Origin of the sequence: Alteromonas sp. KUL150 (assembly GCF_009811475.1) — a bacterium.
In the GTDB taxonomy this organism is placed as follows: Bacteria; Pseudomonadota; Gammaproteobacteria; order Enterobacterales; family Alteromonadaceae; genus Alteromonas; species Alteromonas gracilis.
Genome location: NZ_BLIJ01000082.1, coordinates 1 through 13,476, shown reverse-complemented (window position 1 = coordinate 13,476; position 13,476 = coordinate 1). Strand labels below are relative to the sequence as shown.

Here is a 13,476-nt window from a genome sequence, read left to right as displayed (position 1 = left end):
GTGGTGTCTACATCACAAAATTTACTTACACTGCCCTTGGGAGTTGTGCGTCTTTTCTAAGGAAAGTGCGGTATCGCAAGGGAGGGACGCGTATTATACTTAACCACTTTCAAGATACAAGCGGTTTATCGCTCCCAAATGCTCTTCCTATTATTTCTTTCTAAGATTTATTCTACCCCAATGAAACCACCGGTTTGATGCGCCCACAGCTTCGCATAAATACCATTATGAGCAATGAGTTCTGCATGTGTGCCCTGCTCTACAATATTGCCTTTATCGAGCACCAACAACCGGTCCATTTGCGCTATCGTTGACAAGCGATGTGCAATAGCGAGCACGGTTTTGCCCTCCATTACTTTGTCTAGACAAGCTTGAATGGCCGCCTCGACTTCTGAATCCAATGCAGATGTCGCTTCGTCTAGTACAAGCACAGGCGCATCTTTGAGCAATACCCGAGCAATCGCAATTCGCTGTCGCTGCCCACCAGAAAGTTTCACACCCCGTTCACCTACATGTGCGTCGTATCCTGTTCTTCCGTAACTATCGGTGAGGGTCAGAATAAAGTCATGTGCTTCGGCCTGCTTGGCAGCGCGGATCATGTCTTCTTCGGTAGCATCCGTGCGTCCGTAAAGGATGTTGTCGCGCACCGAACGATGCATAAGCGAGGTATCTTGTGTCACCATACTGATTTTGGCACGCAGGGTTTCTTGCCCAACGTGAGTGATATCTTGTCCATCGATAATGATGCGGCCGCTTTGGGTGTCGTAAAAACGCATAAGTAAATTTACCAAGGTCGATTTACCTGCACCAGAACGCCCCACTAAGCCAACTTTCTCCCCTGGCTTAATGCTTAAATCCAAGTGAGAAAAGACATCGATAGGTTTGTCATCAGCACCAGAATACGAGAAGTTCACATCATCAAACGTAATACCTCCACCGCTAACTTTAAGTGCATTTGCCTCGGGTTTGTCTTTAACCGCAATAGGTTGAGCCAGCGTGTTCATGCCGTCCTGCACTGTGCCCAAGTTTTCAAATAAGCCTGATACTTCCCACATTACCCAGTGGGACATGCCGTTTAAACGAAGACACAAACTTATAGCAATGGCGATGTCACCGGGGCTCGCGATGTTTTCCATCCACAAGTACACAGACAGCGCGCCCACAGTAAAAATGAGAATGGCGTTAGCCATTTCCACGCAGAATTCCAATACGGTGACCAAACGCATTTGCGGGTAAACCGTTTTAAGAAAACCATCCATGCTCTCTTTTGCGTAATCCGCTTCACGGCGGCTATGTGAAAACAGCTTTACCGTTGTGATATTGGTATAGCTATCAACAATACGCCCCGTCATTAATGAACGCGCGTCTGCTTGTTTTTGCGATACTTCTTTTAGTTTAGGCACCAGCACTTTTAAGATGCCAATGTACACAAAGAACCACACGATAAGCGGCATGGCTAGGCGCCAGTCAGTGCTGAATATAAGCACAACCATTGAGATAAAATAAACACTGATATACACCAGCAAGTCGAGAACTTTAGTCACGGTCTCTCTCACTGATAGTGCGGTTTGCATTACCTTAGTGGCAACACGCCCGGCAAATTCATCGTGGAAGAACGTTAGGCTTTGACCCAGCAAATAGCGGTGCGCCTGCCATCTAATGCGCATTGGGTAGTTCCCCATCAACGACTGACGGGAAAATAAGGAGCGAAGCAAAATAAACAGGGGAATTAGTACAAGTACGGTAACTCCCATTCCTATAAGTGTAAACTTTTGGTCGGCTAAAAATGTTTCGCGATTTTGCTCGGAAAACCAATCGACTAGCTGTCCTAAGAAACCAAACAATGCCACTTCTAGCATGGCAACAATTGCACTTAGCACGGAAACGGTGAGAATTACGCCCCACATACCTTTGGTATAATACTTACAAAAAGCAACAATGCCTTGCGGTGGTTGGGTAGGTGGCGTATCAGGGAAAGGCTGGGTAAGCTTTTCAAAAAATGAAAACATGTAAAACTCGTTAATTATTCAGTGACAGAGCACATTTACGCATGCCCCAAAATGCTAGGTCACAATTCTACACGATATAAAAACGCGTGTTGAACTTTGCGTCATGTTTTACCGCAAAGTTCATTTAAAGTTAGTTAATACTATGGAGTAATAAGGGCTGATTTCCTTTCTCTTTTACCGTGTTAGAAAGCTCATGACCACGCCCGTTGATAGAACACTTGGTCATGGCTGCTAAACAAAGAGAAGCTGTTAGGTGGTTTGACTGAACAACCAGCCCCAATTAGATGATGTCGTGAACCGCTGGCAGCGACATAGACAAACACGGTTCGTTTAATTGGTAAGACTACTCGTTTGTATATCCGAGTTCTGTCAGAATACTCTCCACTTTTTTGACGTGCTCGGCCTGCCATTGCGCTAACGTCATAGCCCCGTCTTTCTCGGCCCGCTTTTTGGCAGTGTCAAAGGCCGTTAATGCATCCGCTTTTGGAATAACAGCAATGCCCTCCTCGTCCGCCACGATAATGTCTCCCGCGTTAACTACAACACCACCGCAGCTCACTGGTTCATTCAGCGGCGATATGCATTTTTTTGCACCCGGCTTAGGTACCACACCGCGAGCAAACACGGGAAACTTGTTTTCGCGTGTTTCTGCAATATCACGAATCACACCGTCAATAACAAAACCTTTGATCCCGCGAGCCTGCGCAATTGCACACACATTACCACCAGCGACAGCGAACTTGTCATCGGCCTCTACGACAATAATGTCACCAGGGCTTGCGCGATAAATTGCCGCATGGAGCATAAGATGGTCTCCTGGTTCACATTTTACGGTGAAAGCTGGGCCAGCTATACGCGGGATACCATCCCATAAAGGTTTTATGGCGTAATCCATAAACTGGTCTCTTGGAAGCGCATCTGCGTATTCGCAAGGCGAGACGCTGTCAAAAGGGATATTGTCTAATTCCATTGCCTTTCCTGTCTTTTTTCTGGTGAGAGAAATCACTATAACGAAATTAAGGCCCCAAGTTGTTACAAGCTGTGTATTTTCACTATAAACACTTTTTCTGTTAGCACTGCCATGCTAAAAACATGTGTGATTATAAAAGGCGAGTAGGTGTTTCAAGTTCTTAACCTTTCAAGCAAATGAGAGAGCTATTGCCTCGAGCCAAAAACAAATTAACGGTAGATGTCACCACTACCGATAAAATAAAAAGGAAAAACTCGACATGTTACGTAGCGTTTTAAGCTTAAGCGTGGCGCTGGCCTTAACGGCTTGTAGCCCACAAAATTCGTCCACAGAACAACAGACACAAAGCGCGGCCACTGAAGAGGCTCAACAGCAGCTTTCCTCAGGTGTTATAAAAGAAAATATGGACTTGTCTGTTGACCCAGGTGATGACTTTTTCCGCTATGTAAACGGCAAATGGTTTGATAATTTTGAAATACCGGCAGACAAATCGAGCTACGGCTCTTTCGTGATCCTTCGCGATGAAGCGCAAGACCACGTAATGGACATTATTAAATCATCTGCCGAAGGTGACTTTAAAGCGGGAAGCGACGAACAGAAAGTGGGGGATTTCTACCGTGCCTATATGGACATGGAGACCCGCAACGAGCTTGGCACGACGCCGCTAAAACCTGAGCTATCCAAGATTGATGCTATTGAAGACTATACCGACCTTGCCGAGTACTTCGCATACGCCGCTCGCTATGGCTACGGCACACCATTTAGCCTAACCCAATATCCAGATCTTAAATCGCCGAAAGAATATTTGATGTATACGTGGCAGTCGGGACTGGGGCTTCCTGAGCGCGAGTACTATTTCAAGGACGATGAGACGTCACAAACCATTCGTGATGCCTACGTTAAACATATCCAAACCATGTTTGAGCTAGCGGGCTTCGAGGCGCCTAAAGAAAGCGCAGATATGCTCTTCGCGCTAGAGACGAAGATTGCTCAACTGCACATGAAAAAAGAGCAAGCCCGTAACTTTGCTGCCAATTACAACAAGCTAAACATTGAAGAGCTCAAAGCCTTAATGCCTAAGTTCGACTGGGACGCTTACCTTTCTGAAGCTAACATTAGCGACATTCCTTCACTCGGCATTTTACAAAAAGACTACATGCAAAACATTGATGGCGTTATTGCTGAAACCTCACTTGAGGACTGGAAGACGTTTCTTAAATGGGGCTTGTTAAATGCGTCTGCCGGCCGTCTGAACGCCGAACTCGATGAAGCAAACTTTAACTTCTACAGCAAAGTGCTTCGCGGCGTAGAAGAGCAGCAGCCACAATGGCGTCGTGCAGTGAGTCTTTCAAATGCCCACGTTGGTGAACTTATCGGTAAGGTCTATGTAAAACAGCACTTCCCGCCTGAAGCGAAAGATCGCATGATGGAAATGGTTAATAACCTGTTGTTAGCTTACAAAGAAAGTATCGAAAATCTTGATTGGATGACAGATGAAACTCGTGCGCAAGCGCTGGACAAATTGTCTAAGTTTACCGTGAAAATTGGTTACCCAGACCAGTGGAGAGACTACTCAGCGCTGACAGTTAATGCCAGTGACCTGTTTGGAAATTTAAAGCGTTCTTCGGACGTGCTGTACGAAGAAATGCTTAAGAAACAAGGCGGCCCAGTGTGGACCCATGAATGGGGCATGACACCACAAACCGTTAATGCCTACTACAACCCACCGCTAAACGAAATTGTATTCCCTGCGGCTATCCTGCAACCTCCGTTCTTTGATATGAACGCCGAAGACGCGGTTAACTACGGTGGTATTGGCGCAGTAATTGGTCACGAAATTGGCCATGGTTTTGATGATTCAGGGTCAACTTTCGACGGTGACGGCGTTCTGAGAAACTGGTGGACTGATGAAGATCGCGGCGAGTTTGAAGCACGCACTGCAAACTTAATTGAACAGTATAACCAGTTTGAGGTTCTGCCAGACTTGCACGTGAACGGTGAATATACCTTAGGTGAAAACATCGGCGACCTTGGCGGCATCAGCATCGCACTTAAAGCTTATCATCTGTCTCTTGATGGTGAAAAAGCGCCTGAACTAGATGGTTTTACTGGCGATCAGCGTGTATTCATTGGTTACGGCCAAGTGTGGGCCAGCAAATACCGTGAAGAAGCCTTGCGCAGCCAAGTACAAACCGATACTCATTCACCTACCAAGTTCCGCACTAACGGTGCTGTTCGCAACGTGCCTGAATTCTACGAAGCGTTTAACGTGACCGAAGAAGATGCGTTGTATTTACCACCAGAAGAACGCGTGAAAATTTGGTAATTCGCATACACATGCGCGCGTAGATAATACGTCAGTTAAAGCCCCATGTTTTGTTCGTCAAACTGGGGCTTTTTCGTGGTGTAACAAAAATAGAATTAAGCTGTTTTAGATAACTAAATATGAATGTAAGAGCAACTATCGTTTTTATGATCTTGGCGCTGCTTTACTTAGCGACGTTGCCGTTTTCACCTTATGTCGCACAATTCCTACCTAAAGCGCTTCCCATCTGTGTACTGATGGTATTTGCGTTTATAAAGCTTAATAGTACGCCGCGATATGTCGTGTTGGCTGCACTACTTTTTAGCATGGCTGGAGATATTAGTCTGGCTATACCGTTTGAGGACAGTTTTATAACTGGATTATCGTGCTTTTTCCTTGCGCATTTATCCTACGCCGTATGCTTTGCTTCACTGCATTGCCGTCAACAAAGAATACACACCGACGATGTTATTTCGCACAAAACTAAGTGGCTAGTTAGTATTATTATCGTTAGTTTCGCCACGCTGATGGCTGCCCATATCCTGCCAGCATCGAAAAGCTTATTTTACCCTGTCGTCGCCTATATTAGCGTTATCACGCTAATGGGGTTAGCCGCAGTGTGCCTGGCACGAACCAAGCTAATTATAGCTGGCGCTATGCTTTTTGTGGTCTCAGATGCCATTCTCGCCCAGTCGGTTTTTAAAACGCCGCTTCCATCATCAGCCTTTTGGGTTATGACGACGTATTATGCCGCGCAATATTGTTTAACGGTGGGCCTTGTTAACGCGTTATTAAGAAAACAGACAAGGTAGGATTAGTTAGACAACGACGTTAAAACGTCTAGCGCCACATCGACTTTTTCAACTGGCACAAAAATATGGTCATGGTAATACGCGGCCACCACGTTTGCGCTAATTCCCGCATTACCCAGCGCGGTGGACATAGCTGCAGTCATGCCTACCGCTTCCAAACTTGAATGCACTTCACACGTTATACAGCGGTAGTAGCCTTCAAATTGCAGATTAGCTTGCTTGGCCGCGGCCACTGGCAGGATGAGCGTTGTGCCCTCGCATTCCTGAAACATGCCTTTAGCCACCGAGACAAGCGTGCTTGATAACTTGTCGGCAGGCAGTGTAGTGAAAACATAATTTTCACTACTCGCCACGGGATTTAAGTTTTTAAGTAACACGCTTAAGTCGGTTTCGGCTATCACGATACGCTCTTTTATTTTAAAGCTATGATTTGATTAAAGCTTTTTAGCTCTAATACGCTTACCTTTAATTTTACCCTCTCTGAACTGCGTCATGGCTTTTTTCACGCTACGCGCTTTTACAGCGACAAAACTCATACTGTTTTGAACTGCGATTTTGCCTAGGTCATCGCCAGGAATTCCCGCATCTTTGGTCAGCGCCCCAACTAAATCACCAGGACGAAGTTTTTCTTTTTTACCGGCGCTTAATGAAATACAGGTGAACTCAGGCTGAGTAATTTTGTTTTTATGGAACCGTAAACTTTGCGCGCCTTTAAGTGGAATATCGCTTTCCTGTAGCACTTCTATTTTTCTTAAAAAATGCTCTTCCTCATCACTTACCAGAGTGATAGCCATGCCTTTTGCACCTGCTCGCGCTGTGCGTCCTATCCGGTGAATATGGGTTTCGGGCTCTTCGCTCACGGTGTAGTTTATAACACAGGCAACATCGTCTATATCTAATCCTCGGGCTGCTACATCCGTGGCAACAAGCACTTGCAATGAGTCGCTGGCAAACTGCATCAACACAGAGGTTCTTTGATGCTGCTCCATATCCCCCTGAAGCCCTTTTGCACTAAAACCGTCTTCAATTAATTCATCTACGACGTCATTGACCTGAGTTTTACGGTTACAGAAAACAATGGCATTTTTAGGCTGATATTCCGTCAACACCGCTTTAAGTGCCTGCGTGCGGGTGTGAGGTAATACGTTGTAACCCAGCTGAGTTATTGCAGGCTTATTCTCTTGAGATTCTACTTTGCAAGTTACCGGATTATGCAGGTACTGCTTTGCCACACGCTCAATTTGTTCGGTGAAGGTGGCAGAGAACAACAGAGTTTGTACCTGTTTTGGCGTTTGACCAAAAATAACCCGCAGGTCATCTTCAAACCCCATGTCTAACATGCGGTCCGCTTCATCAAGAACGCGTAATTTTACATTACGTAAATCAATGCGGCGTTTCTCAACGTGATCCATTACGCGGCCTGGCGTTCCTACAATGATATGCGGGCTATGTTTAAGCGATTGAATTTGCGGCCCCATCGGCTGACCACCACACAAGGTGGTCACTTTGATGTTACCGATATCTTTTGCCGCAGTACGGCACTGCTGCGCGACTTGTTCAGCTAATTCTCGCGTAGGGCAAAGCATAATTGCCTGCGTAGTGAAGTCATTCACTTCTATCTGCTGCAACGCGGGGATCACGAAGCACAGCGTTTTGCCACTGCCGGTCTGGGCCTGACCGATAACATCTTTACCCTGCAATGCCTCTGGAAGTGACTGCGACTGTATGGGAGAGAGCTGGTGTATACCTTGTGAGTCTAGCGCCTTTGCGATGGCGGGATTTATATCTAATTGCTTTACTGTTTCAACTGTCATTAATTTGGGTTCCAAAGGTGCACTACACCATGTTCGGTATGATGAGCTATGCCGTATTCTTGGGACACCATGTCACTCCATGAAGAAAGCCGCTCATTAAATTCATCACTCATTTTCACATCGGCCGCCGCTAACTTGAGCTTTTCTAAAACCAAAACACAGGTGTCTTTCTTGGATAGTGCTAGGTAGGCCGTTGAGATATCGTACTTACTTGAAAGTGTTATTGTCTCACATTTGAATTGATTTGGATTGCATCCAAAGTCAATCGCGCCCTGAGAACCGAAAATCGTATCTATTTCGTTGTTAAATAATGCTTCAACTAGCTCGTTCCAAGAGCCATAAGCGCTCACTTTAAATCCATTTTCAAGGGCAACGTTATAGCGATAGTCTTCTAATAGCGTCCCTACTCTGAATGTTCGCGGTACATCATCAAAGATTTCAAAATGGGGTTTATTTATGCCGTAGAGACCGTGCAGATTGCGTGACACCGGCGTTATCCAGTGAAACACATCGTCTCTTTCTTCCGTACGAATAACGGCAAAAACCAATACGTTCGATTTAGACATCGCCTCTTTAGCAATGCGCTCCCAAGGCGCCGACAATATATCTTGTGGCAAGGAAATTTCTTTGAGAACGCTATTAACAAGGTCAGCAGCGATGCCTTTTAACTTGCCCCGCTCCCCCTTTTCAGAAAAGAGTGGAACCACGTCTGCAATTACCCAAAGGTCGCTTGCATCAGCATCCAACTGACCTACTAGACTCACAAGACCATAGGCTAGCTCTATCTCGGAAAAGCTCACTGACAGCGTAGATTTCACATTATTAGCAAGCAGGTGAAAGTCCTCAGAGTTTTTATACTCACTAATTTTTTCGCTTACGCGTTCTGCAAATTGAAAAGAGGTGGAATTTTTATCGATAGCAATATAGCTGACCGCGACTTCTTTTAGCTGATTCCCTGCGTTCGGCGTACAGGGCACGGTCTCGCCACACTCAAAAGCAAACAATGGAGATATCCAATAATACTCCCGTTCATTATCTGCCGTTCTAATTAGATTAAGATAGAGACGAGGGCTCGCCTGCTCTTCATCTGACATAGGTAGCAGCTCAGTTTGCTCCGATGATAAGGCATTTTCCAGCACCATACGGGCATACTCATCGATGCTTTCTCGCAGAGGTTGAGAAAACACATTTTGCAAGTCATGGGTATCGGACTGAAAAAGGACCTGTGCCCTTGCGGAATTGATCCACAGGGCACTTAAACAAGCAATGAGTACAATTAGGCTTGGAAAGCCTTTTCTAGTTTCCATTGTAACGTTTGTCCGGCGAAGAATGGGACCATATCGGTGCCATCAGCTAAGGTAACTTGTTCTGGCACCATCCACGACTCTTTAACTAATGTCATTGTAGTTGTATTTCGCGGTAAACCATAAAAATCTGCACCATAATGGCTGGCAAAGCCTTCTAGTTTGTCTATTGCGCCTAGCTGTTCAAACACTTCTGCGTAAAGCTCAATTGCCGACCACGCACTGTAACAACCCGCACAGCCACATGCGTTTTCTTTTTTGTGTTTCGCGTGAGGCGCTGAATCTGTTCCTAGAAAAAACTTTTTATTGCCGCTCGCCACCATATCGCGAAGCGCTTTTTGATGCGTATTGCGTTTAAGTACTGGCAAACAATAATTGTGTGGCCGTACTCCCCCCACGAGAAGGTCGTTGCGATTTAGTAATAAATGCTGAGGAGTGATGGTGGCACCAACAAAATCACTCGCGCTTGCAACAAAACTTGCCGCATCTGCGGTCGTAATATGCTCAAACACTACTTTTAGTTTTGGAAACGCCTCAACGATTGGGCCTAGGTGTGTATCGATAAACACTTTTTCACGATCGAAAATATCGATGTGGTGCTCTGTCACTTCCCCGTGAATGAGTAGCAACAAACCTTGTTCTTGCATGGCTTGGAATACAGGGTATAAAGCCTGAATACCTTTTACTGCCGCGTCAGAATTCGTCGTTGCTCCCGCAGGATACAACTTGCACGCCGTGACACCGGCTTGCTTGGCGTCAACAATATCTTGAGGTGTTGTTTGATTAGTAAGAAACAGGGTCATTAATGGTTCGAAGCTACTGCCACTAGGTCTTGCAGCCTCAATACGGCTTTTGTATGCCATCGCCATATCAGCATTGACCACAGGCGGCACAAGGTTCGGCATTACAATAGCACGTTGAAAGCAGCGCGCGGTTGCCGGAACGGTTTCTGCCAACATTTCGTTATCGCGAAAATGAAGATGCCAATCATCTGGCGTGGTAATGGTGAGCGTTTGCATGCCTTGTCTCTCTTAGTACTTATTCAAACAGAGGGATATATTGCGCGCAATAATAGCACAACTCACAATTTTTGCGCGCAGAACGAGACTACGGTTTTGGGCTATGGCTGATTTTTTTCGTGCTCTACCCAAATTAGCTTGTTGACGTCATAGCCAGCAGCTGTGGCTGTATCTAAAAGCTGAGAACGCACATCATCGGCAATTGAGGGCGTGCGAGCTAAGATCCAAAGATAGTCTTTATCAGGGCCGGTGATTAACGCGTATTGGTATCCTTCTTTATCTAGTTCCATGATTACGTAGCTCGCATAAAATGGGCCAAAGAAAGAGACCTTAAGGTGTCCGATTGAAGGGGAATCTACAAAATACGCTTTGCCCTCCGCTTCATCCCAAGCGTTGTCTTCTTTAGAAAAACCACGATTGATAACTTTTACACCACCGTCATCGCGCATGCTGTAGGTTGCTGTAACATTGCTTAACCCTTCCTCGAAACTATGATCGTATCTTGCAATTTCGTACCACTTACCTAAGTAACGAGGAAGCTCAAATTCATTAACCGGTGTAACCTTTTCAGGTACACCAGTACATCCGGATATACCCAAAAGGAAAATCCCGCTTGCCATCGCAAAAATCAGTTTTTTAAACATATGTTCTCTCTCCTTAAACTTTTTTATAGCAAAGGCGCGTTGCTACTCAACACGGCCGTCGCTTGACACAACAGAGCATTGACCCTCAATGTGAGGCTCGACCATTCGATATAAGCCAGCTGTCGTTATAAAAAATAATTTCGCCTAATCAAACTTTTATTATGAGTGCCCTCATATTACAGTGCCTGACGAGTAACAACGAATTGATACCAATAACGAGTGCCTTAACGTCTTGTCCACTCGATATTTTGAATAGGAAGTAGAACAAATGAACGCACATTTTCCACACGCAAGCCGATTAATTTACGGGTGCATGGGGCTCGGTGGAGGTTGGAATGATTCACCTGTCACAAAAGATGATATTAGCCAAGCCCGCTCCATTATCGACACCGTTTTAGACCTAGATATTAACGTATTTGACCACGCCGATATTTATACCTTTGGCAAAGCCGAAACTGCCTTTGGTGAGGCACTGAAAGAAGCGCCCGAGTTAAAAGATAACATGATCATCCAATCAAAATGTGCAATACGCTTTGAAGATGATTTGGGACCAAAGCGTTACGATTTCTCTGCGAACCATATCCACAACTCGGTGGAAGGTATTCTTTCACGCTTAGGCATAGAGCAGCTTGATGTTTTATTGCTTCATCGCCCTGATCCATTAATGGAGTTAGAAGAAGTCGCGGGGACACTACAGCTTTTACAACAGCAAGGAAAAATTAAGCATGTGGGCGTATCAAACATGCACGGGCACCAAATTAACTATCTTCAATCAGCGCTCTCAACGCCGATAGTCGCCAACCAGTTAGAAATGAGCTTGGGTTTTAGAGACTGGTTAGAAGACGGTATTACAACCAACAATGCTGCAAACCGCAACATCGGGTACGCGCCTGGCACACTTGAATATTGCATGATGAACAATGTACAGCTGCAGGCATGGGGAAGTTTGGCCCAAGGCAAGTATACGGGTGCAACGGCAGAAACGAGTAGTGATAAAGACACGGCTGATTTGGTTGCGCATCTTGCGGGTGAATATCAAACGACACCCGAAGCTATTGTGTTGGCTTGGCTTATGCGCCATCCCGCAAATATTGCTCCGGTTTTGGGTAGTACCAACGTTGAAAGGATTAAGGCTAGTCAGAAAGCGATGGGTGTCCACCTGACCCGAGAGCACTGGTATAAGCTATTTGAGGTAGCTCGCGGCCAAGAGATGCCATAAGAATCACCGAGGGAAATAGTATGTTGAAAGGTTTTCATCATGTTGCTGTTATTTGTAGCGATTACCCGCGATCAAAGGCGTTTTACACGGACGTCTTAGGTTTTTCTATCATTGATGAAAATTACCGAGAAGCCAGGGATTCGTATAAGTGCGACTTGGGCTTGCCTGACGGTAGTCAAATAGAATTGTTTTCGTTTCCAGGCGCACCGCAAAGGCCGTCACGCCCCGAAGCACAGGGGCTCCGGCACTTGGCATTTAAAGTCGACAACTTGGACGAAGTGATTAATCACTTAACGAAAAAGCGCGTGGAATGCGAACCGGTAAGAATTGATGAATATACCGGCAAACGATTTACGTTTTTCCAAGACCCTGACGGTTTACCTCTAGAGTTATATGAGCGCTAAAGGGCGTTCTTTTATTAAAAAAATGCCGAATAGAAGCGTGTCTTTATTCGGCATTTTTTAGTTAAAGCGTCTGATCATTTGGACTAATCGAGCATTCTAACTTCCCGCTGCGGAAATGGAATATCAATATCATGCTGTTGAAGTGCGTTAAAAATAGCTTGATTGAGTGCATATCGCACCTCGAAATGCCTGACCGCGGGTGCCCACACCCGAATTCCAAAGTTGATGCTACTATCGCCAAAGTTATCAACGCCAATGGCCGGTGACTTTTCAATGCTTACACCGTCAACGGTTTTAACCGCGTTTCGAATTACGTCAATTACGTTGTCTACATTACTAGAGTATGCAACACCGATTTCCAACTCGATAAGCATATTTTCTGCAGAGTTGTGCAATATTTCGCCTACAATAAGCTTATTGGGAATTTGAATATGCACATTATCTTCGTCGATAAGTATGGTGTAGGGCAGCATCACTTGATCGACAACACCGGCAACCCCACGAACGCGAATGGTATCTCCCACAACAAAGGGGCGAGTGATGATAATGGTAAATCCAGCCGCATAATTTGCCAGCATTCCCTGAATGGCAAGGCCTGCCCCCAAGCCCACTGCGCCTAACGCAGCAATGAGTGGCGTAACACTAATACCAACATTGCCTAACGCAATGATGATGACAAGCCCAAGTACCACCAATTTACAGGCGCCACCAGTGAAACGACTAAGCGTGACATCAATGCCTTTGCTTACCATTAGGTTTTCAACCACATGGCCTATTTTGTTGGCAACCCACCAACCAATGAAAAATATGATGATGGCACCTACAATTTGGAAGCTGTAGGTCACTGCAAATTCAACCAGTGTGTCGTATAGCGCTTGCGCTTGTTTTAATTCATCCATTTAGCGTGAGTACAATTAGCGGTGATACTTGAATAGGTGAAGAGTATACCACTCCGCATAGACAATTACCCTCTCAG

12 protein-coding genes are annotated in these 13,476 nt (G+C 45.5%); 4 read left to right on the top strand and 8 right to left on the bottom strand.

Annotation, left to right across the window (positions count from 1 at the left end):
- Positions 1-167 precede the first annotated feature (167 nt).
- Entirely contained in the window at positions 168-2,009 is a 1,842-nt protein-coding gene (locus tag GVO62_RS18580; RefSeq protein WP_159120525.1) for an ABC transporter ATP-binding protein, read from the bottom strand.
- Between the two features lie 343 nt (positions 2,010-2,352).
- The gene (locus GVO62_RS18575; RefSeq protein WP_159120524.1) at positions 2,353-2,979 is read right to left on the bottom strand and encodes an RraA family protein; all 627 of its coding nucleotides are present in this window, start codon (positions 2,977-2,979) and stop codon (positions 2,353-2,355) included.
- 259 nt (positions 2,980-3,238) lie between these two features.
- On the opposite strand from GVO62_RS18575, the gene GVO62_RS18570 reads away from it, so the two are divergent.
- On the top strand, positions 3,239-5,305 hold the full coding sequence (locus GVO62_RS18570) for a M13 family metallopeptidase (RefSeq protein ID WP_159120523.1): 2,067 nt from the start codon (positions 3,239-3,241) through the stop codon (positions 5,303-5,305).
- Positions 5,306-5,424: 119 nt separating this feature from the next.
- Positions 5,425-6,096: a lysoplasmalogenase gene (locus GVO62_RS18565; protein ID WP_159120522.1), complete on the top strand. Its 672-nt coding sequence runs from the start codon at positions 5,425-5,427 to the stop codon at positions 6,094-6,096.
- A gap of 2 nt (positions 6,097-6,098) precedes the next feature.
- Here GVO62_RS18565 and GVO62_RS18560 read toward each other — a convergent pair whose 3' ends face one another.
- The 5 genes from GVO62_RS18560 to GVO62_RS18540 all read right to left on the bottom strand — a co-directional run bounded on the left by GVO62_RS18560 (position 6,099) and on the right by GVO62_RS18540 (position 10,877).
- Positions 6,099-6,497: an ACT domain-containing protein gene (locus GVO62_RS18560; RefSeq protein ID WP_159120521.1), complete on the bottom strand. Its 399-nt coding sequence runs from the start codon at positions 6,495-6,497 to the stop codon at positions 6,099-6,101.
- Positions 6,498-6,530: 33 nt separating this feature from the next.
- Positions 6,531-7,910, bottom strand: coding sequence for an ATP-dependent RNA helicase DbpA (dbpA, locus tag GVO62_RS18555; protein WP_159120520.1), 1,380 nt, complete (start codon positions 7,908-7,910; stop codon positions 6,531-6,533).
- Entirely contained in the window at positions 7,910-9,217 is a 1,308-nt protein-coding gene (locus tag GVO62_RS18550) for a substrate-binding periplasmic protein (RefSeq protein ID WP_159120519.1), read from the bottom strand. Before GVO62_RS18550 ends, dbpA begins: the two co-directional genes overlap by 1 nt.
- Positions 9,187-10,233, bottom strand: a complete 1,047-nt coding sequence (pyrC, locus tag GVO62_RS18545; protein WP_105932679.1) for a dihydroorotase — start codon at positions 10,231-10,233, stop codon at positions 9,187-9,189. Before pyrC ends, GVO62_RS18550 begins: the two co-directional genes overlap by 31 nt.
- Positions 10,234-10,334: 101 nt before the next feature.
- The gene (locus GVO62_RS18540) at positions 10,335-10,877 is read right to left on the bottom strand and encodes a lipocalin family protein (RefSeq protein WP_159120518.1); all 543 of its coding nucleotides are present in this window, start codon (positions 10,875-10,877) and stop codon (positions 10,335-10,337) included.
- A 268-nt stretch (positions 10,878-11,145) separates the two neighbouring features.
- On the opposite strand from GVO62_RS18540, the gene GVO62_RS18535 reads away from it, so the two are divergent.
- Together GVO62_RS18535 and gloA2 are read left to right on the top strand one after the other, a co-directional pair.
- Positions 11,146-12,096: an aldo/keto reductase gene (locus GVO62_RS18535; RefSeq protein ID WP_159120517.1), complete on the top strand. Its 951-nt coding sequence runs from the start codon at positions 11,146-11,148 to the stop codon at positions 12,094-12,096.
- Between the two features lie 20 nt (positions 12,097-12,116).
- The gene (gene gloA2 / locus GVO62_RS18530; RefSeq protein WP_159120516.1) at positions 12,117-12,500 is read left to right on the top strand and encodes an SMU1112c/YaeR family gloxylase I-like metalloprotein; all 384 of its coding nucleotides are present in this window, start codon (positions 12,117-12,119) and stop codon (positions 12,498-12,500) included.
- 83 nt (positions 12,501-12,583) lie between these two features.
- On the opposite strand, the gene GVO62_RS18525 is transcribed toward gloA2, so the two are convergent.
- Complete coding sequence (locus GVO62_RS18525; RefSeq protein WP_159120515.1) at positions 12,584-13,399, bottom strand: mechanosensitive ion channel family protein; 816 nt, start codon at positions 13,397-13,399, stop codon at positions 12,584-12,586.
- Positions 13,400-13,476 lie beyond the last annotated feature (77 nt).